Annotated in this window: 12 protein-coding genes; 6 read left to right on the forward strand and 6 right to left on the reverse strand. The window is 70.5% G+C overall.

Features of this window, described 5'->3' with window-relative positions; all coding sequences use genetic code 11:
• Positions 1-142: 142 nt before the first annotated feature.
• Together ACWGH1_RS12605 and ACWGH1_RS12610 are read right to left on the reverse strand one after the other, a co-directional pair.
• Positions 143-1,357 carry a metallophosphoesterase gene (locus ACWGH1_RS12605; RefSeq protein ID WP_453351847.1) on the reverse strand — a complete coding sequence of 405 codons (1,215 nt, stop codon included), beginning with the start codon at positions 1,355-1,357 and terminating at the stop codon, positions 143-145.
• 234 nt (positions 1,358-1,591) lie between these two features.
• Positions 1,592-2,707, reverse strand: coding sequence for a LacI family DNA-binding transcriptional regulator (locus ACWGH1_RS12610; RefSeq protein WP_190185544.1), 1,116 nt, complete (start codon positions 2,705-2,707; stop codon positions 1,592-1,594).
• 362 nt (positions 2,708-3,069) lie between these two features.
• Here ACWGH1_RS12610 and hisC point away from each other — a divergent pair, with 362 nt between their 5' ends.
• Positions 3,070-4,152 carry a histidinol-phosphate transaminase gene (gene hisC / locus ACWGH1_RS12615; protein WP_453351829.1) on the forward strand — a complete coding sequence of 361 codons (1,083 nt, stop codon included), beginning with the start codon at positions 3,070-3,072 and terminating at the stop codon, positions 4,150-4,152.
• A 25-nt stretch (positions 4,153-4,177) separates the two neighbouring features.
• Here the strand turns inward: hisC and ACWGH1_RS12620 are convergent, their stop codons facing one another.
• Positions 4,178-4,546: a cyclophilin-like fold protein gene (locus tag ACWGH1_RS12620; protein WP_453351828.1), complete on the reverse strand. Its 369-nt coding sequence runs from the start codon at positions 4,544-4,546 to the stop codon at positions 4,178-4,180.
• A gap of 192 nt (positions 4,547-4,738) precedes the next feature.
• Here ACWGH1_RS12620 and ACWGH1_RS12625 point away from each other — a divergent pair, with 192 nt between their 5' ends.
• The 4 genes from ACWGH1_RS12625 to ACWGH1_RS12640 are packed head-to-tail and all read left to right on the forward strand — an operon-like array spanning position 4,739 to position 12,632.
• The gene (locus ACWGH1_RS12625; protein ID WP_453351827.1) at positions 4,739-6,244 is read left to right on the forward strand and encodes a cytochrome ubiquinol oxidase subunit I; all 1,506 of its coding nucleotides are present in this window, start codon (positions 4,739-4,741) and stop codon (positions 6,242-6,244) included.
• A gap of 18 nt (positions 6,245-6,262) precedes the next feature.
• Complete coding sequence (gene cydB / locus ACWGH1_RS12630) at positions 6,263-7,264, forward strand: cytochrome d ubiquinol oxidase subunit II (protein ID WP_453351826.1); 1,002 nt, start codon at positions 6,263-6,265, stop codon at positions 7,262-7,264.
• Between the two features lie 43 nt (positions 7,265-7,307).
• A complete protein-coding gene (gene cydD / locus ACWGH1_RS12635) occupies positions 7,308-10,871 on the forward strand; it encodes a thiol reductant ABC exporter subunit CydD (protein WP_453351825.1) in 3,564 nt (1,187 codons plus the stop codon).
• A 24-nt stretch (positions 10,872-10,895) separates the two neighbouring features.
• Entirely contained in the window at positions 10,896-12,632 is a 1,737-nt protein-coding gene (locus ACWGH1_RS12640) for a sensor histidine kinase (RefSeq protein WP_453408668.1), read from the forward strand.
• A gap of 16 nt (positions 12,633-12,648) precedes the next feature.
• Here the strand turns inward: ACWGH1_RS12640 and ACWGH1_RS12645 are convergent, their stop codons facing one another.
• The gene (locus tag ACWGH1_RS12645) at positions 12,649-13,539 is read right to left on the reverse strand and encodes a Cof-type HAD-IIB family hydrolase (protein WP_453352256.1); all 891 of its coding nucleotides are present in this window, start codon (positions 13,537-13,539) and stop codon (positions 12,649-12,651) included.
• 155 nt (positions 13,540-13,694) lie between these two features.
• Between ACWGH1_RS12645 and ACWGH1_RS12650 the strand changes: the two genes are divergently transcribed.
• A complete protein-coding gene (locus tag ACWGH1_RS12650; RefSeq protein ID WP_453352255.1) occupies positions 13,695-14,600 on the forward strand; it encodes an LLM class flavin-dependent oxidoreductase in 906 nt (301 codons plus the stop codon).
• Between the two features lie 85 nt (positions 14,601-14,685).
• Here ACWGH1_RS12650 and ACWGH1_RS12655 read toward each other — a convergent pair whose 3' ends face one another.
• The gene (locus tag ACWGH1_RS12655; RefSeq protein WP_453352254.1) at positions 14,686-17,724 is read right to left on the reverse strand and encodes a tetratricopeptide repeat protein; all 3,039 of its coding nucleotides are present in this window, start codon (positions 17,722-17,724) and stop codon (positions 14,686-14,688) included.
• Complete coding sequence (locus ACWGH1_RS12660; RefSeq protein ID WP_453352253.1) at positions 17,721-19,592, reverse strand: HSP90 family protein; 1,872 nt, start codon at positions 19,590-19,592, stop codon at positions 17,721-17,723. Before ACWGH1_RS12660 ends, ACWGH1_RS12655 begins: the two co-directional genes overlap by 4 nt.
• Positions 19,593-19,668: the final 76 nt, after the last annotated feature.

Genomic DNA, 19,668 nt, shown 5'->3' on the forward strand with positions numbered 1-19,668 from the left:
ATGCTCCGTACAAGCCGGTATGCCCGCGTAGATTCGGGCGCCGGCACAAACGGAGGAGAGCCTGCTACGGATAGAGCGATGGTAGAGCGCCCATGCCACGAGGTGACAGGGGCTTTCCGGAAATACCCCGCTCGGGGAATGCTCAGTCGTTCAGCGGGAGTTGGACGACGAGCAGCTTGCCGGCCATCGTCACGCCGCCGTCCATCGCGATGGCCAGACCGTCCGCGTACACGTGCGGACCGTCGACCGTCTCGGGGCCGTGGGAGTCGTCGCCGTCCTCCGTGCCCACCTCGCCGAGCAGGTACGGGATGGGGCTGTGGCCGTGCACCACGCGGCCGCCGCCATAGGTCCCGAGGAGTTCCCGTACGGCCTGCGGGCCCGTTTCCTCGTCCCGGAAGGCGAATCGCTTGGTGAACTTGCGGAACAGGTCCCAGGTGATGTCGGCGTCGTTGCGGGTGAGCAACTCGTGGATGGTGTCGTTGACGTCCTCGATGGAGTCGCCGTAGTCGAGGTACGCGGTGGTGTCCGAGTGCAGCAGCAGGTGCCCGTCCTCCAGCGTGGCGGCGTCGAGCCGCGACATCCACTGGAGGTGGACGTCCTGGAGGCGCTCCATGTCGGTGCGCTGACCGCCGTTGAGCAGCCAGGCGGCTTGGAAGGTGGCGGTCCCGGCGCCGGACACGACGGGGGTGTCACCGAACCGCTTGGCGCCGATGAGCAGCAGCTCGTGGTTGCCCATCAGGGCCTTGCAGTAGCCGCCGGCGGCGGCGGCCTCGGCGGAGAGCCGCATGACGAGGTCGATGACCCCGATGCCGTCGGGGCCGCGGTCCGTGAAGTCGCCGAGGAACCAGAGCCGGGCGTTGCCGGCGGACCAGTGACCGTCGGCGTCGATCAGGCCCTGTGCCTGCAGTTCGGTGACGAGCTCGTCGAGGTATCCGTGTACGTCGCCCACGACGTACAGGGGGCCCGGACCGCCGGGTGCCGGTTCCTGCGGAACGTAGTGGATCTGGACGGTGTCGCCGGGACCGGCGGCCGCCCCGCGGCCGATGACGGGCAGGTCGCGCTGTGTCGGCGTGTAGCCGTCGGGGTCCTCGTCCTGCGGGGCGGCGGCTGCGGGGGCCGCGTCGGGCCCGGTCGCGGGGGGCGGGGCGGCCTCGGGCGCGTAGGCGGGTCGCGGCGGCACGGGAGCGCCCTCCTCGTAGTACGCCGGGTACTCGCCGTAGACGGGAGCCTCGCCGGGCATGCCGACGGACGCGGCGTACGGGGCGGGTTCGGTGCCGGGAACCCGGAAGTCCCGCAGCGTGTCCGTCCGCATCGCGGGTCCCTGACCGGCCCCCTGAGTCATCGACCCCTCCACCACCGTCGCACTGCCGTACACCTGCGGACCCTTTTCGCCTCCGTGGCGGAGGGTCCGTGATGTCGTGCGCCCATCATAGGAATGCAGCTCGCGCTCTGTGACGCACCAGGGGTGGTGAATCCTGGCCGGAGCCGATCCTTTCTACCGCTTTCTCCCGATATCGGCGATTGTTGAAGTCTCCGGCGAGGTCGTCGGGCCCCGCCGGAGTGTCGCCAAGTCCCGTGCGCAGGAGTGTGATCAGTCCTGGGCGGGCGACCGAGGCGGGCTGACGGTCGTGCGGGGCTGCCTGCGCTGGGAGGAGGTCCGGATGATGAGTTCGGTGGGGACGACCTGCTCGACGGGCCGGCCGGTGTCGACACCTTCGATGGCGTCGATCAGCAGCTGGACCACGGCCGTGCCGATGCGGCGCGGCTTGAGGGAGAGCGTGGTGATGGGTGGTTCCGTGTTGGCGTAGACGGTCGATTCGCTGCAGCAGACGAGCAGCAGGTCCTCCGGGACGCGCAGACCGTAGCGCCGGGCGGCGGCGAGCAGATCGGTGCCGTTCGGGTCGAAGAGCCCGTAGACGGCATCGGGCCGGTCGGGCCGGGCGAGCAGCCGGTCCGCGGCGACGGCGCCCGCACACGGGTCGTGGGCCGGATAGGACTCGTAGACGGGGTCCTGGCCGACGCGCTCGCACCAGCTGAGGTACGCGGTGGTCGAGAGGCGGGTGTAGGTGTCGGTCGTGGTGCCGGTGAGGAGTCCGATCCTGCGGGCTCCCGCGGCGGCGAGGTGGTCGAGGAGGTTGAGCACGGCGGCCTCGTGGTCGTTGTCGACCCAGGCGGTGACGGGGAGCGAACCGGCCGGACGGCCGTCGGACACCACCGGCAGGCCCTGCCGGACCAGTTCGCTGACCACGGGGTCGTGGTCGGAGGGGTCGATGACGACGGTGCCGTCGAGGGCGACGTTGGACCACACGTCGTGGCGTGAGGTGGCGGGGAGGATGACCAGGGCGTAGCCCCGGGCGAGCGCGGCGGAGGTGGCGGCCCGGGCCATTTCCGCGAAGTACGCGAATTCGGTGAAGGTGAAAGGTTCATCCCCGTACGTGGTCACGGTCAGGCCGATGAGGCCGGATTTGCCGGTACGGAGGGTGCGTGCGGCTGCGGATGGCCGGTAGCCCAGCCGGTCGGCGACTTCGCGAACGTGGCGGCGGGTGGCGTCGGGCAGCCGTCCCTTGCCATTGAGCGCGTCGGAGACGGTCGTGATGGAGACGCCGGCCGCGGCGGCCACGTCCCTGATGCCGGCCCGGCCCTGTCGGCCGCCGACCCGCCGGGTGGTCTCGGTCCGGCTCACCTGATGCTTCCCTGCTGCTGTCATGGCGAGCCGATAGTAGGGCTCGATGGGGTGGGTGGCCCGGCTGCATATGCAGCCGTTGACAGGCACGATTCTGCACGGTTCGCCACCCCCAATGACCTTGGAATGCAAGGCGATTGATCATTATTGATGGCTAAGGCGCTAGTCGGCGACGATGGGCCTGCCGAAACGGTGCCGTCTCGGGCAGTTCTCAACTCACCTGCACGAGGGACGCGCGCCACGGCGCAGGCCACCAGCGCGCGCATATATGCGCGCGCTCCCCCTGTGATCCTGGCGCCCGCCATTCTCTGATCGGCGGAATCCTCATAAGGTGAGCAGTATTGAGTCGACGGCGACGTCGACGGGACGGTCGAGGAGGACCTGCGGTGAGCGAGAAGAGCCCGAGGCTGCGCGCCGAGCTGGACGGCATCCCCACTTACAAGCCGGGCAAGCCCGCGGCGGCGGACGGGCGCGTCGCGTTCAAGCTGTCCTCCAACGAGAACCCGTATCCGCCGCTGCCTGGGGTCCTGGAGACCGCGGTCGCGGCGGCCGGCCACTTCAACCGCTACCCCGACATGGCCTGCACGGGCCTGGCGAACGAGCTCGCCGAGCGCTTCGGCGTCCCGGTCGAGCACATCGCGACGGGCACCGGTTCGGTGGGCGTGGCCCAGTCGCTGATCCAGTCGACGGCCGGGCCGGGCGACGAGGTCATCTACGCCTGGCGCTCCTTCGAGGCGTACCCGATCATCACGCAGATCTCCGGTGCGACCTCCGTGCAGGTTCCGCTCACCGACGGGGACGTGCACGACCTGGACGCGATGGCGGAGGCGATCACCGAGCGGACCCGGCTGATTTTCGTCTGCAATCCCAACAACCCCACTGGTACGGCGGTGCGCCGGGCCGAGCTGGAGCGGTTCCTGGACCGAGTGCCGTCGGACGTCCTGGTCGTCCTCGACGAGGCGTACCGGGAGTTCGTCCGCGACACGGACGTCCCGGACGGCATCGAGCTCTACCGCAGCCGCCCGAACGTGTGCGTGCTGCGTACGTTCTCCAAGGCGTACGGACTGGCCGGCCTGCGGGTCGGATTCGCGGTGGCGCACGAGCCGGTGGCCGCGGCCCTCCGTAAGACGGCGGTGCCCTTCGGGGTCAGTCAGCTCGCCCAGGACGCGGCGGTCGCCTCGCTGCGAGCCGAGGACGAGCTGCTCGGGCGGGTCGGCTCGCTCGTGTGCGAGCGCAACCGGGTGTACGACACGCTTCTCGCCCAAGGCTGGACCGTGGTCCCGGACACGCAGGCGAACTTCGTCTGGATGCGCTTGGGGGAGCGGACCGTGGAGTTCGCGGCGGCGTGCGAGAAGGCCGGTGTGGTGGTCCGGCCGTTCCCGGGCGAAGGTCTGCGGATCACGATCGGTGAATCCGAGGCGAATGACATCTTCCTGAACACGGCGGAGGCGTTCTTCAAGGAGCTGTAGCCGTACCGCGGAAGGCGGGACCCGGTTACGCGAGCTCGACGCGGATCGGGTCGCCGTCGCGGACGGTGGCCAGCAGGCGCGGGTCGCCGTCGAAAGAGCCGAGTACGTTGCACGGGCTCGCGAGGCGGCTCTCGCCGGCCCGGGAGATGGGCGTGGGGCCGTAGGGCAGCGCGAGGGCATCGCCTTCGGTCCAGAAGGCGACCGTGCCCGGCTCGACGACCTGTCGGGCGTCCTGCTCCAGTGAGACCGAGACGCCCGTGTCGAAGTAGACCTCCTCGCCCCACGTGTGGGCGGAGGCGGAGATCGGGAGGGCCGCGCCCAGGGCCTTGCTGGTCGGGGTCTCTTCCAGGGTGGCGGTGAGCTGGCCCGCGGGCCAGCTGATTCGAATCTTCATGAGCCGCATTCAACAATCTGTTGAATCTGTTGGCTAGGGGGACCCCCGCCGAAAGATCGAAAAGCCTGTGCGCAATAATGCTTGTGAATGTGAACGCGTTCACAAGCTCGGCTGTTTTGTCCTGCATCACGTGGGATGTAACGGGCGGGGTGCGGCTTTGACGACCCACGGCGACCCGAAGGAGATGACGACGTGGATCTGGCTCTGGCGCCGGAGACTCTGGCGCGATGGCAGTTCGGTATCACCACCGTCTACCACTTCCTCTTCGTCCCCCTGACGATCTCGCTCGCCGCGCTCGTCGCGATCTTGCAGACCGCCTGGGTGCGCACGGAGAAGGAGAAGTACCTCAAGGCCACCAAGTTCTGGGGCAAGCTCTTCCTGATCAACATCGCGATGGGTGTCGTCACCGGCATCGTCCAGGAGTTCCAGTTCGGCATGAACTGGTCCGACTACTCGCGGTTCGTCGGTGACGTCTTCGGGGCTCCGCTGGCGTTCGAGGCGCTGATCGCCTTCTTCTTCGAGTCCACCTTCATCGGGCTGTGGATCTTCGGCTGGGACAAGCTTCCCAAGAAGATCCACCTCGCCTGCATATGGATGGTCTCGATCGGCACCATCCTCTCCGCGTACTTCATCCTCGCCGCCAATTCCTGGATGCAGCACCCGGTCGGGTACCGGATGAACCAGGAGACCGGACGCGCCGAGCTGACCGACTTCCTCCAGGTCCTGACTCAGAACACGGCCGTCGCACAGGTCTTCCACACCCTTACGGCGGCCGTGCTCACCGGCGGTGCCTTCATGGTCGGCATCGCCTCCTACCACCTGCTGCGCAAGAAGCACATCCCCGTGATGCGCACCTCGCTGCGGCTCGGTCTCGTCGCCGTCGTCATCGGCGGCCTGCTGACAGCGATCAGCGGAGACACGCTCGCCAAGGTCATGTTCAAGCAGCAGCCGATGAAGATGGCGGCGGCCGAGGCGCTCTGGGACGGGGATAAGAGCGCACCCTTCTCGGTCTTCGCCGTCGGTGACGTCGACAAGGGCCACAACAAGGTCGCCGTCGAACTGCCCGGCCTGCTGTCCTTCCTCGCGGACAGCGACTTCGATTCCTTCGTGCCCGGCATCAACGACGTCAACGAGTCCGAGCAGGCGAAGTACGGGCCCGGCGACTACCGGCCGGCCATCCCCGTCGCCTACTGGGGCTTCCGGTGGATGATCGGCTTCGGCATGGCGTCCTTCGGTATCGGCGCCCTGGGGCTGTGGCTGACCCGCCGCAAGTTCCTGCTGCCGGCCGCCCTGCGCACCAGCGACGACGAACGGCCGCACCTCGTCCTCTTCAGGACCGCCCTGAACCCGCGCCTCACCCGCCTGTACTGGCTCACCGCCATCGGCACTCTCGGCTTCCCGCTGATCGCCAACTCCTGGGGCTGGATCTTCACCGAGATGGGTCGCCAGCCGTGGGTCGTCTACGGAGTCCTGCGCACCCGTGACGCGGTTTCCCCCAGCGTCACGCAGGGTGAGGTGCTCACGTCGATGCTCGTCTTCACCACCCTCTACGCCGTGCTCGCCGTGATCGAAGTGCGGCTGCTCGTGAAGTACGTGAAGGCAGGGCCTCCGGAACTCACCGAGGCCGACCTCAACCCGCCCACCAAGATCGGCGGGGACGACAAGAATTCCGACCGGCCGATGGCCTTCTCGTACTGAGGCTGAGGAGACCACACCATGCAACTCCACGACGTCTGGTTCGTGCTCATCGCCGTCCTGTGGATCGGCTACTTCTTCCTGGAGGGCTTCGACTTCGGGATCGGCGTACTGACCAAGCTGCTCGCTCGTGGCCGGCGGGAGAAGCGGGTCCTGATCAATACCATCGGACCCGTCTGGGACGGCAACGAGGTCTGGCTGCTCACCGCCGGCGGTGCCACCTTCGCCGCCTTCCCCGAGTGGTACGCCACCCTCTTCTCCGGCTTCTACCTGCCGCTGCTGATCATTCTGGTCTGCCTCATCGTCCGAGGTGTCGCCTTCGAATACCGGCACAAGCGTCCCGAGGACAAGTGGCAGACCAACTGGGAACACGCGATCTTCTGGACCTCGCTGATCCCCGCGTTCCTGTGGGGCGTGGCGTTCGCCAACATCGTCCGCGGAGTCAAGATCGACCAGCACAAGGAGTACGTCGGCACCGTCCTCGACCTGCTCAACGGGTACTCGCTCCTCGGCGGTCTCGTCACGCTGGCCCTGTTCACCTTCCACGGCGCCGTCTTCGCATCGCTCAAGACGGTCGGCGACATCCGGGAGCGCTCGCGCCGGCTCGCGACCCGGCTGGGTATCGTCACCGCCATCCTTGCGCTGGCCTTCCTGCTCTGGACCCAGCTCTCGCGCGGTGACGGCAAGAGCCTGATCGCCATGGCCATCGCGGTCGCGGCACTTCTCGCGGCCCTGGCCTGCAACATGGCGGGCCGTGAGGGCTGGTCGTTCGCGCTGTCCGGGATCACCATCGCGGCAGCCGTTGCGATGCTCTTCCTGACACTCTTCCCGAACGTCATGCCCTCCTCGCTGAACGACGCCTGGAACCTCACGGTCACCAACGCATCGTCCAGCCCGTACACGCTCAAGATCATGACCTGGTGCGCAGGGGTGGCCACCCCGGTCGTGCTGCTCTACCAGGGCTGGACCTACTGGGTGTTCCGCAAGCGGATCGGCACCCAGCACGTCGTCGACGCGCACTGATCCGGCGCGCTGACCGACTCTCCCGCTTGACCCTCCCGAGGGGATGTTTCACGTGAAACCGATCGACCCGCGCCTGCTGCGCTACGCCCGTTCCACCCGCCTCTTCCTGGCTGCGGTGGTGGCCCTCGGGCTCGCCGGGGCGGGGCTGGTCGTCGGGCAGGCGATGCTCATCGCCGAGATCGTGGTCGGCGCCTTCGAGAAGGGGCTGAACGCGGAGACGCTCCGGACGCCACTGCTGCTGCTCGCGGCGGTGGCTCTGGGGCGAGCCCTGATCTCCTGGCTGACGGAACGAGCCGCTCACCGGGCCGGCGCGGCGGTCAAGTCGGAGCTACGAGGGCGGCTGCTGGACCGGGCCGCGGACCTCGGGCCGGGATGGCTGAGCGGACAGCGCACCGGCTCGCTGGTGGCGCTCGCCACCCGCGGTGTGGACGCGCTGGACGACTACTTCTCCCGCTATCTGCCCCAGCTGGGTCTCGCGGTGGTCGTGCCCGTGGCCGTGCTCGCCCGTATCGTCACCGAGGACTGGGTCTCGGCGGCCATCATCGTGGTCACGCTGCCGCTGATTCCGCTGTTCATGGTCCTGATCGGGATGGCCACACAGTCCCGGATGGACCGTCAGTGGCGGCTGCTGTCCAGGCTGTCCGGGCATTTCCTGGACGTGGTGGCTGGGCTCCCGACGCTCAAGGTCTTCGGCCGGGCCAAGGCCCAGGCCGAATCGATCCGCAAGATCACCGACGACTACCGCCAAGCCACGATGCGCACGCTGCGCATCGCGTTCCTGTCCTCGTTCGCCCTGGAACTGCTGGCCACGCTGTCGGTGGCCCTGGTGGCGGTGACCATCGGCATGCGGCTCGTCCACGGTGACCTGGACCTGTACACCGGGCTGGTCATCCTGATCCTGGCGCCGGAGGCCTATCTGCCACTGCGCCAGGTGGGGGCGCAGTACCACGCGGCTGCGGAGGGGTTGTCGGCCGCGGAGGAGATTTTCGACGTCCTGGAGACGCCGGTGACCGCTTCGGGCGGGGCCGACAGGGTGCCGGCCGGAGGGCTGCGGATCGAACTCGACGCGGTGGCGGTCCGGTACCCCGGACGGGGTGGGGATTCCCCGGGCCCCGTCTCGCTGGCCGTCGAACCGGGAGAATGTGTCGCCCTCACCGGGCCGAGCGGCGCCGGGAAGTCCACCCTGCTCCATGTCCTGACGGGCTTCGTTCAGCCCACCTCCGGCAGGGTCCGGATCGGCGGCACGGACCTGCGTGAACTGGCGCTGGAACAGTGGCGGGAGCGGATCGCCTGGGTGCCGCAGCGGCCGTACCTGTTCGCGGGAACCATCGCCGAGAACGTACGGCTGGCCCGGCCCGCCGCATCGGACGAGGCGGTGACCGAGGCGCTGCGCGACGCCGGGGCGTGGGAGTTCGTGGCAGAGCTGCCCCGGGGCCTGAACACACCCCTGGGTGAAGGCGGGACCGGACTGTCAGCCGGCCAGCGCCAGCGGCTGGCGCTGGCACGGGCGTTCTTGGCGGACCGGCCGGTACTGCTGCTGGACGAGCCGACCGCAGCGCTGGACGGGGAGACCGAAGCGGGCGTCGTGGACGCGGTCCGGCGCTTGGCGGTGGGCCGGACCGTAGTGCTGGTGGTGCACCGGCCGGCTCTGCTCGCAGTCGCGGACCGGGTGGTGGAGCTAGCTGCAGCCGACCCGGAGGCGGGGACCGGCAAGGCTCCGGTTTCGGGTGCCGCCGAGTTGACCGGGCGGGAAGCCGTACGCTCCGGGGGCGAACCGTCGGGCCCCGGCGAGTGGGTCCTCGGCGAGGCGTCGGAACGGACCGGGAAGGGGCTGGGGCGGAGCGCGAGTGGCGTCCATCCGCTGACCCGGGTCAGGGCGGTGGCCAAAGCCTGGCAGGGCCGGTTCCGTCTCGGCCTGCTGCTCGGGGCGTTGGCCGTCGGGTGCAGTGTCGGGTTGATGGCCGTGTCCGGGTGGCTGATCTCCCGGGCCTCCGAACAGCCGCCCGTGCTCTATCTGATGGTGGCCGTCACCGCCACCCGCACCTTCGGCATCGGACGGGCCGTCTTCCGCTACGCCGAGCGGCTCGTCTCGCATGACGCGGTGCTGCGGATGCTGGCCGACCTGCGGGTTTCCGTATACCGCCGACTGGAACGGATCGCCCCCGCCGGACTGCGCGAGCAGCGGCGAGGAGATCTCCTGTCCCGGCTGGTGGCCGACGCCGACACCCTCCAGGACTACTGGCTGCGCTGGCTCCTGCCGGTCGGCACCGCCGTGCTCGTCGGTTCCGGTTCGGTCGCCTTCACCGCCTGGCTCCTGCCCGAGGCCGGGGCCGCGCTCGCCGTCGGACTGCTGGCGGCGGGGGCCGGAGTGCCGCTGGTGAGCGGGGCGGTGGCCCGCCGCGCGGAGCGCCGGCTCGCTCCGGCCCGGGGTGAACTCGCCACCCGGGTGGCCGATCTGCTCACCGGCACTGCCGAGCTGACCGTGGCCGGCGCGCTGGAAGGGCGGAAGGACGCCGCGAGGCAGAGTGACCGGAGCCTGACCGCGATCGCCTCGCGGGGAGCCGCCGCGACCGGACTGGGCAGCGGCCTGTCCGCCCTGGTGTGCGGGCTGACCGTGGTGTGCGCTGCGGCGCTCGGTGCGAACGCGGTGGCCGGCGGCCGGCTGGCGGGAGTGGCGATGGCCGTGGTCGTGCTGACCCCGCTCGCCGCCTTCGAGGCCGTCACCGGACTTCCCCAGGCCGTCCAGTACCGGCAGCGGGTCCGCCGCAGCGCCGAGCGGATCTACGAGGTCATCGACGCGCCCGTGCCGGTCAGCGAGCCGGACCGGGCCGCCGGACGACCCTCCTCGCCGTTCCCGCTGAGACTCGCGGGCATCGCGGCCCGGCACGCCGGGCAGGAGACGGACGCCCTGCACGGGCTGGACCTGACCCTGGAAGCGGGCCGCCGCATCGCCGTTGTGGGGTCGTCCGGCTCGGGCAAGACGACGCTGGCGCAGGTTCTGCTGCGGTTCCTGGACCAGCGCGAAGGCACGTACACCCTCGGCGGTATCGAAGCGCGCACCCTGGACAGTGACGACGTACGGAGCCTCGTCGGTCTCTGCGCCCAGGACGCACATCTCTTCGACAGCTCGGTGCGGGAGAACCTGCGACTGGCCCGGACCGATGCGAGCGAGGCCCGGCTGCGGGACGCGCTCGCATCGGCCAGGCTGCTGGAATGGGTCGACAGCCTCCCGGACGGACTGGACACCCTCGTCGGTGAGCACGGGGAGCGGATGTCCGGTGGCCAGCGCCAACGGCTGGCGCTGGCCCGGGCGCTGCTCGCGGACTTCCCCGTACTCGTTCTGGACGAGCCGGCCGAGCACCTGGACCTGCCCACCGCGGACGCGCTGACGGCAGACCTGCTGGCCGCCACCGAGGGCCGCACCACGGTTTTGATCACACACCGGCTGGCGGGCCTGGAGGCGGTGGACGAGGTGCTCGTACTGGACCGGGGGCGCGTTGTGCAGCGTGGTGCGTACGAGGAGCTGGCCACGGCCGAGGGGCCGCTGCGACGGCTTCTGGAGCGTGAACGCGAGACTGGTGGGACGTTCGCCGACTTTCCCAGCTAATTGGGACTAACTAGGCTCAAGGGCATGTCAGCGGAGCAGTCTCAGGAATCGCCGGAACCATCACGGGCAGCACCGGACCCGCTGGAGGCCGCCGCTCACGCCACCCGCGGCCTGCAGGGGCTGTCCACTGAACTCACTGCCCGGGTGCCGCAGCTGCTCGAGGCCATGCGCTCGGTCGGTACCGGCCTGGAACTCCACTCCACGCTCGACCGGATCTGTGAGACGGCGGCTGAGCTCGCCAACGCACGCTATGCGGCGATCGGTGTCGTCGACACCGATCGCCGCGGTCTGTCCGACTTCGTCACCTTCGGCCTGGGCGAGGAGCTGGCCCGGAAGATCGGGCACCGGCCGGACGGTAAGCGGGGTCTGCTCGGGGCGCTGATCTCGCACGCCGACACGGTGCGGCTCCGGGACCTGACGAAGGATCCGCGTGCGGCGGGCTTTCCGGCTGACCACCCGCCGATGAAGAGTTTCCTCGGCGTCCCCATCCGGGTGCAGGGAGAGATCTTCGGCAACTTGTACCTGGCCGAAAAGGACGGTGGCGTCGAGTTCAACGACTACGACGTCCACATGGTCCGTGTCCTGGCCACGGAAGCGGGCATCGCCATCGGCAACGCCCGGCTGTACGAGGCCGCCACCCAGCGCGAGCGCTGGATCGACGGTTCGGTGGCCGTCACCACGGCCCTGCTCTCCGGAGGGGACGCGGACGATGCCCTCGCCGTCGTGGCCGAGCAGGCTCGCAGGCTGGCCGACTCCGCCGCCGGAATCGTGATGCTTCCGGCCGAGGAGGGCGGAATGGAGATCGTCGCCGTCTCCTCCGACAACCCGGCCACCTCCCTCGGCGTGGTGATCCCGCCCGAAAGCCCCGTCATCAACGAGCTGCTGCGGGGCGAACCGGTCTTCGTCGAGGACGCCGCCGCGGACTCCCGCATGATCAGCCGGCTCACCAGCCAGTACGGACCGTGCATGTTGGTGCCCCTGCAGAGCGGCGGCCGGGTGCTGGGTGCCTTGGTCACCCCCAGAGCGCGCGGCGGTCGGCCATTCAGCGAGGCCGAACGTACCCTGGCCACACAGTTCGCCTCGCAGGCGGCGCTCGCCCTGATGATGGCGGAGGCCCAGCGTGACCGGGAGCGGCTCGCGGTATTCGAGGACCGCGACCGGATCGCCCGTGATCTGCACGACCTCGTGATCCAGCGGCTGTTCGCGACGGGGATGATGCTGGAGGGCGCACAGCGCCGGTCCATCGTGCCCGAGGTCCGTGACGGCGTCGGCAAGGCGGTGGACGAGCTGGACGTAACGATCCAGGAGATCCGCACAGCGATCTTCGCGCTCCAGCAGGGACCGGCGGAGGCCCCGTCGGGGCTGCGTACCCGGGTGCTCCGCGAGATCAACATGGCCGCCGTACCGCTGGGATTCAAACCCGCGCACCGGTTCATCGGGCCGATCGACGCGGCCGTCGGCGAGCTGGTCGGCAAGAACCTGATCGCGGCCCTGCGCGAGGCCCTGTCGAATGCGTTCCGTCACGCGGAGGCATCCCGGATCGAAGTCCTGGTGGACTCCACGGTTCACGTGGCCGACGGCCGGCCGGGTGTGCGGCTCGAGGTCGCCGACGACGGCGTGGGCATCGCTGAGGGCGGTCGGCGCAGTGGTCTGCGGAACCTTCGCCGAAGGGCCGAGTCACTGGGCGGCGCGAGCTGGCACGGCCCGGGCATCGCCGAGAACGGAGGCGGTACCACCGTCGTGTGGGAGGCCCCGCTCTAGGACTTCGTCGCGCTGTTCACAGCCCCGGCCGGCGGGCGGCGCCTTCGGCCAGGATGCGTTCGATGACGAGTGCGACCCCGTCCTCGTTGTTGGCGACCGTATGGTCCGAGGCGCTCGCGAGTACGTCCGGGTGGGCATTGCCCATCGCGTACGAGGTGCCGGCCCAGGTCAGCATCTCCAGGTCGTTCGGCATGTCCCCGAAGGCGACGACTTCCGCGGGGGAAATGCCGCGCTCGGCGCAGCACAGTGCCAGCGTGCTCGCCTTGGACACGCCGAGTCCGCTGATCTCCAGGAGGGACGTCGGGCTGGAGCGGGTGATGGAGGCGTACGCGCCCGCGGCGGAACGGGCCAGGGCGAGGAAATCGTCCGGCGCCAGGTCGCAGTGGTGGGCGAGCAGCTTGAGCACCGGGGCCGCGCTGTCGTCGAGCTCCTCGCTCAGCAGCTTCTCCGCGATGGCGACGGCGGCACCGGGGTCCTGGAAGAACGGCGGATATGTCGGCTCGTAATTGATACCGGTGGTCAGTTCGACGGCGAAGGACGTACCGGGAGCGGCCGCTCGCAGCGTGTCCACGACCGTCAGTGCGGTGGCCCGGGGCAGGGGCCGCACCTGGACGAACTCGCCGTCGGCGTGCAGGTCGACCACGGCGGCGCCGTTGGCGCAGATCGCCAAGCCGTGTCCGTGGACGTGATCACTGACCACGCCCATCCAGCGTGCCGGGCGGCCGGTGACGAAGAAGACCTCGATACCGGCCTGCTCGGCGGCGGCGAGCGCGGCGACCGTGCGGGAGGACACGGTCTTGTCGTCGCGCAGCAGGGTGCCGTCGAGGTCGGTGGCGATGAGCCGGGGAGCGGAGATTGGCCCGTCCGGGCGCTGGGGAGCCGAGGTCACCGCTCCATCTTCGCCCATGGTGCCCGGCGGCCGGACCAAGATCAGCCACGCGGCGTCCCCGTCGGTGTTTCACGTGAAACACCGCAGCGGTGCATGTTTCACGTGAAACACCAGCGGAGCTGGTGAGTGCCGCGATGCGTGGTCGTTGCGTGAGGCGCCGTACGCTCGAACGCATGAGTCTGCGTCTGAGCACTGTGATCCTCCCGGTACGGCCTTGGCACGAGGGAGGCCGTGACCAGTGGGTACGGGCCGAGCGGCTCGGGTTCCACACCGCCTACACCTACGACCACCTCTCCTGGCGGACCTTCCGAGACGGCCCGTGGTTCGGCGCGATCCCCACTTTGACCGCGGCGGCCGCCATCACCGACCGGCTGCGCCTTGGCACACTCGTCACCTCGCCGAATTTCCGGCACCCCGTGACGCTCGCCAAGGACCTCATGTCGCTGGACGACATCTCCGGCGGCCGGATCACACTCGGTATCGGAGCCGGCGGAAACGGCTTCGATGCGACCGCGCTGGGCCAGGAGCCCTGGACACCGCGGGAGCGGGCCGACCGGCTGGCCGAGTTCGTGCCGCTCCTCGACCGGCTTCTCACCGAGGGTGCCGTCACCCACCACGGCGCGTTCTACTCCGCCGAGGAGGCTCGCAACATTCCGGGCTGCGTGCAGCGGCCGCGCCTGCCCTTCGCGATCGCTGCGACCGGTCCGCGGGGCATGAGGCTCGCCGCCCGGCACGGCCAGGCCTGGGTCACGACGGGCGACCCGAAACTGGAGAAGAACGGTACGCCGGAGCAGTCGCGTGAGGCCCTGCGAGGGCAGCTGGAGAAACTGGACAAGGCGTTCGCCGATGTCGGCCGGGACTCCGCGTCGATGGAGAAGATACTGCTCACCGGCTTCACCCCGGAAGGCAGCGCCGTACTGGAATCGGTCGACGCGTTCGTGGACTTCGCGGGCCGCCACCAGGAGCTCGGCTTCACCGAGCTGGTCATCCACGCGCCGATCCCGCACTCCGACTTCGCCGCCGACGAGGCGATCTTCGAACGGATCGCCACTGAGGCGCCGGCCCAGCTGAACGGCTGAGCCGGCAAAGCCGCGCCCGGCCCGCCCGGCGCGCCGTCGGCCCCCGCCACCGGCGAGTGGCGGGGGGCGGCGGACGGGCGGCAGGTCAGGACAGCAGGCCGGCGACGATCCGTTCAGCCTGTGGCAGCACCCACTCCGGTACGGCCCCCTCGGGCAGGGCCCGCACCTCCTCGATCAGGGCCGAGATCCGCGCGGCGCCCGCATGGGGGCGGTCCAGTTCGTGCTCGGTCCAAGCAGCGTTGTTAAGGCACTGGAGGCGGTCCTGGATGTGCTCGGGTCCGAGCGCGGCGTAGAGTCCGGCCGCCCGTTCCCACAGCAGGATCTCCTCCCCCCGCAGTGCCTCGGCCCCGTCCCCGCCCAGCGCGCCGGGTCCCGGGACTGCGCCGGTGTCGGCCGCTGTTCCCGCGGCCTCCTCCCGCGAGGTGACCCACCGGTCCAGCACCTGCGCCAGCTGGTGCCAGGTCTGGGCGAGCTCGGACCGCAGTTCCCGGGACTGGGGATCGGAGGCGAGCGCCGAGGCCAGTACGTCGGCGGCCTCGTCCATCCGGGTCCGCGCCCGCGTCACGGCTGCCTCGGTCACGTCCGGGCGCAGCCCGAGCCAGGCCAGTGAACGCAGCATGCGCACCTCGGCGACCGGTGCGCCGCCCGCCCGCCGGTGCAGCAGCAGGGCCCGCTCGTAGGCGGCGACCGCTTCGGGCACCATGTCCGCGTTGGAGAGCTGATCGGCCGCCGCCTGGGCCAAGTGCGCCTGCGGAAGTGGGTCTTCCCAGTCCTTGGCGATCTCTGCCGCCTGCAAGTACTGCTCCGCCGAGGCGTGCCACTCCCGCAGCTCGCGCAGGAGATCACCCAGGAACTCGTGGGCGGCGACGGCCTGGCCCTCGCCCTGCTCAAGCAGCTCCGGCAGTGCCGACTGCAGTACCTCGGCCGCGTCGGCAGTGCGGCCGGTGCGGGCATAAGCGCGGGCGAGCAGCAGCCTGGCGTGGGCACCGCCGGCGGCGCTCAGACCGGCCTGGTCGAACCAGTGGGACGCCGTGAGCGCGTGCTCGGCGGCCTCCTCCGCCGCGCCGTGCTCCACGCCTTGCGCGGCGTCTTGCGTCGTGCCCGCGCGGCGCAGCAGGATGTCGGCGAGCGTGAGCCGTACGACGCCCTGCGTCTCGGCGTCCGTCACCTCTGTGGCGTGCTCCCATGCGGAACGCGCCGCCTCCTCGGCCTCCTCGGGCCGGCCGAGTGACGACAGCACACCGGCCCGCATGACCAGCGGATCCACGGCGATCCAAGGACGTCCCGCAGCTATGCCCCGCGCCGCCGCGGAGGCCAGCAGGGGCAGGGCGCGTTCCGGGTCGCCCTGCGAAAGAGCGATCCGGCCCAGTACCTCCTCCGCCTCCGCCACCACGTCTGGGACCGGCTGCGCGTAGGCGGTGACGAAGGCCGTCAGTTCTGCCGACAGCTCACCGTGCCCGTGGTCCTCCCCGTGCGCGTGTCCGTGCCCGGTGCCCTGGACGGGCTCCTCCACCGAGCGCAGGTACGAGTCCAGGCGGATCGACGCCAGCTCCGCGAGCGCGATCCGGCGGGTACGCACGGGTTCCGCCGGGTCGAGTGTTTCGGCGGCCCTTCGGGCCGCGCCCAGCAGCCCGCGGACCTCCGCGGGCTCGGCTCCCGACTGCGCGGCCACGGTCGCCAGCCGCAGCTGTGCGAGCGCGGCCCGCTCCGCCTGCCCGAGGGCCCGGTACGTGTCACGGACGGCCGTCAGCAGCTGGGCCGCGTCGTCGGCCCCGCAGCGCGCGGCCGTGAGCGCCCGATGGTCGGCGACATCGGCCGAGACCAGCGGGTCCACTTCGTCCGCCGGTTGCGACTCCACCCGTACCGCCAGCTCGTCCCAGAGCGCGTCGCCGGCCGGGTGCCCCTGATCACGCGCCGCCCGGGCCCGGCCGACGAGCTCCGTGAAATCACCCCGCAAGGCCCCGGCCGGCGTGGAGACGGGCGCGGGACGGTCGGCGGTCCTGGACGGCAGAGGAGCGCTGCGCACGCCCAGCGGAACCATCCCGACCAGCGGCTCCCGGCCGATCCGGGTGAGGAACCGGTCCGAGATGCGGGTCGTGCCGTTGCGTGAATCGAAGCGCCGGGCGCTGTCGAGCGAGCCGGCGAGGAGCACCTCGTACAGTTCGGACACGCTGTGCAGTACGCCGTTGTAGGGGACGGCCGGGCTGTGACCGTGGCCCAGTTCCTCCAGCCGCCGCAGCAGGACGAGGACGCCGCCGTGGAAGACCAGCTGGTCGCGGTCATTGGCGAGCGGGGTCATGTGGGGGGCGTGTTCGGCGAGGATCTCCAGGCCGCGCGACTCGTTGCCGGTCAGTGCGCAGAACTCGATGTGGTTGCCGACCGAGGGCAGCAGGCTCTCGTTGCCCCGGACCAGGCGATAGCCGCGCAGGTGGTGGGAGCGCGCCTCGTCCAACCGGCCGAGGCGCACCAGCGGCAGCAAGGAGGCGGCCAGGACCCGGTGGGGCTCCTCGGCGCAGACGCGCTGCCCCTCCAGGACGTGCTTCCAGACGTCCAGGGCCTGGGCATCGTCACCGCGCAGCGCGGCGTACTGCCCCTGGCTGTTGTCCTCGCAGGCGTGGCAGTCGCTCATCCGGTCGCGTTCGGCGCCGCGCCACGCCCGGAAGGCGCGCTCCGCCCGCTCGTCGTCACCGGTCACATCGGCGAGCCACATCTCTGCCTCGCGTACCGGCCGTTCGCTGTAGCCCGCGATCCGGTAGCGGCGCTCCATGTCTTCCAGCCAGCCGGCCGCCGACTCCAAGGGGATCTCGGGAGAGTTGCTGATGGCCGTGGCCACCCACTTGAACTGCCAGAAGAGCGAGTGGGTGGCGCTCTCGGAGAACGAGCCGGGGTCCTTGTCGTACTCCTGGAGCAGCCGGGCGAAGGGGACCAGCAGCTTGGGGGACTCGGCGCTGTAGAGGTAGGCGTTGACGAGGTTGTCCAGCGCCTCCCGGAACAGGCCCGCGTCCCCGCTCACCTCGGCCGCTCCGGCCAGTGCCTCGGCGTGTGCGTTGCGGGTGGCGCCACCGGGTGCGCGACGGTTCTCCGCCAGGCCGTGCGCGATCTCCTCGCGTGTCAGCGTCGTCACTTCTGGCCCTCCTGGGCGTCGTGGGAGTGGGTGGCCCATTCCAGGAGACCCAGGAACGCCCGGTTGAGCAGGGCCGAGTCGGCGGGGCGCAGCGGCCGCTGGGACATCAGGAGCGCCTGCCCGTAGAGGGACTCGACGGCGGTGCCGGTGAGCGTCTCGTCGGGGAGGCCGGCGATCCGACGGATCAGCGGATTGTTGTGGTTCAGGACCAGGCGGGCACGCGGCGCGGAGCCGCGCAGGGCGCCGAGGATCCCGGTCCAGAGGGAATCGGCGCTGTCCAGCGCCGCGCTGCGGTCGCGCTCCTGACGGGCCTGGCGATCGTCCAGATAGAGCGCCGGGACGGCGACGGGCTGGAAGGCACGCAGCACCACGTCGCAGCCCTGCGGTTCGAGCCGGGTGCGCGCGGTGGAGAGGAAGGTGGCGAGGGCGAGTTCAACAGCGGTCGGGACTGGGTCGAGCCGCTCGGTGACGGCTCCGGCGTCCAGCTCGGTGACCTTGAGGTCGGGGCGTACGGCGGGCAGCAGCGCCAGCAGGTCGGCGTCGTACGTGTAGCCGGCGTTGATGACGCCGAGTCCGTGGGCGGCCGCGATCGGGGCGATCTGGCGGAACTCCTCGACGGTGCGCGTGAAGTGGATGTCGCTGTGCGCGGCCGCGAACTCCTCCAGGCTCATCGAGCCGTCGCTGGTCTCGAACGGCAGCCACGGCAGCATCAAACCGAGCAGTTCGGCGTCGTGCCGGGCGAGGGACTTCACCCCGAGGTGGTGGACGCTCAGGAACGCGGCCAGGCGCTCGGGTTCGCCAGCGGCCAGCTCGGCGAGCCAGGTCCGGATGCGGGAGCCCAGTGCTTCCCGTACGGCGGCCAGGGTCTCGTCGTCGTACAGGTTCTCGCGCGAGGCGGTGGGGCGCAGTGTGTCGGTGTCCAGGACGACGCGGACGAAGAACGCCCAGTCGGGGAGCAGGTTGTCCGCCTGGTCGGTGAGCAGCATGCCCTTGAGGTGGACCCGGTGGCCGGACCGGTGCGCGGGGCTGGTCGGTTCGGGCAGGACGTACGCGACGCCGCGCACCCCGGCGACGGGCAGGTCGAGGTCGATGCTGTCGAGCGGGGTGAACCCGAAGACCTGTGCGCAGTGGCCCGCCAGCGCGACGCGGCGGGCCGCCGGGGTGGGGTGGGGGCGGTCCCAAACGGCCGGCCGGTCGGTGACGGAGCGCGGCTCGTCGTCGGTCCCCGCCTGGAAGGCGATGTCGTAGGGCAGCAGGGAGCCGTAGTCACGGGCGAGCTGTTCGACCTTGGCCGGGACCATCCATTCCTCGGCTCCGTGGCGGGCCCGCAGCAGGACGGTGGTACCGGGCTCGGGCATGGCTTCGTGGTCCAGCTCGCGGACGGTGTACGAGCCGTCGTCCGTGGCGAGCCACTCGACGGGTCGTGCGGTGAGGTCACGGGCGGACCGGGTGATGACGCGGATCTCGGTCGCTACGACGAAGCAGGCGAGCAGGCCGATGCCGAACTGCCCGAGGAATTCTTTGCGCGCCGTCTCCAGGCCGTGTTCGCCGCCGCGCTTGGAGCTCCTGCCGATAGTGGCGAGCAGGGAGTGTGCCTCGGCGGCGGTCAGTCCGATGCCGTTGTCCGAGATGCCCACCGTCGCGTTCGAGGCCCACAGCCGGATGCGGGGCTCCGTTGCCGGTTCGATGGCGTGGCGTGCGGTGATGGCGTCCACGGCGTTCTGCATGAGCTCGCGCACGTAGACGCGCGGGCTGGAGTAGAGGTGGTGGGAGAGGAGGTCCACCAGCCCGCGCAGGTCGACCTGGAAGCTGTTGGTGGCCGGCCCGGTCGGCGGGGCCGTCGATTCCTGTGGGGTTGCGGACGTCATGGAGCGTCACCTCGTGTAGTCGCGTGGGTGGTTCGGCGATCGCGAGGTGCCCCCCTCACCGATCCCGGAATTGAGG

The sequence above is a fragment of the Streptomyces sp. NPDC054883 genome, from assembly GCF_053610645.1.

What these genes read in the sequence shown, in the direction of transcription:
- ACWGH1_RS12610 (WP_190185544.1), bottom strand. Translation starts at nt 2,707, where the DNA reads ATGACAGCAGCAGGGAAGCATCAGGTGAGCCGGACCGAGACCACCCGG.
- ACWGH1_RS12620 (WP_453351828.1), bottom strand. Translation starts at nt 4,546, where the DNA reads ATGAAGATTCGAATCAGCTGGCCCGCGGGCCAGCTCACCGCCACCCTG.
- cydB (WP_453351826.1), top strand. Translation starts at nt 6,263, where the DNA reads ATGCAACTCCACGACGTCTGGTTCGTGCTCATCGCCGTCCTGTGGATC.
- cydD (WP_453351825.1), top strand. Translation starts at nt 7,308, where the DNA reads ATGTTTCACGTGAAACCGATCGACCCGCGCCTGCTGCGCTACGCCCGT.
- ACWGH1_RS12640 (WP_453408668.1), top strand. Translation starts at nt 10,896, where the DNA reads ATGTCAGCGGAGCAGTCTCAGGAATCGCCGGAACCATCACGGGCAGCA.
- ACWGH1_RS12645 (WP_453352256.1), bottom strand. Translation starts at nt 13,539, where the DNA reads ATGGGCGAAGATGGAGCGGTGACCTCGGCTCCCCAGCGCCCGGACGGG.
- ACWGH1_RS12650 (WP_453352255.1), top strand. Translation starts at nt 13,695, where the DNA reads ATGAGTCTGCGTCTGAGCACTGTGATCCTCCCGGTACGGCCTTGGCAC.
- ACWGH1_RS12660 (WP_453352253.1), bottom strand. Translation starts at nt 19,592, where the DNA reads ATGACGTCCGCAACCCCACAGGAATCGACGGCCCCGCCGACCGGGCCG.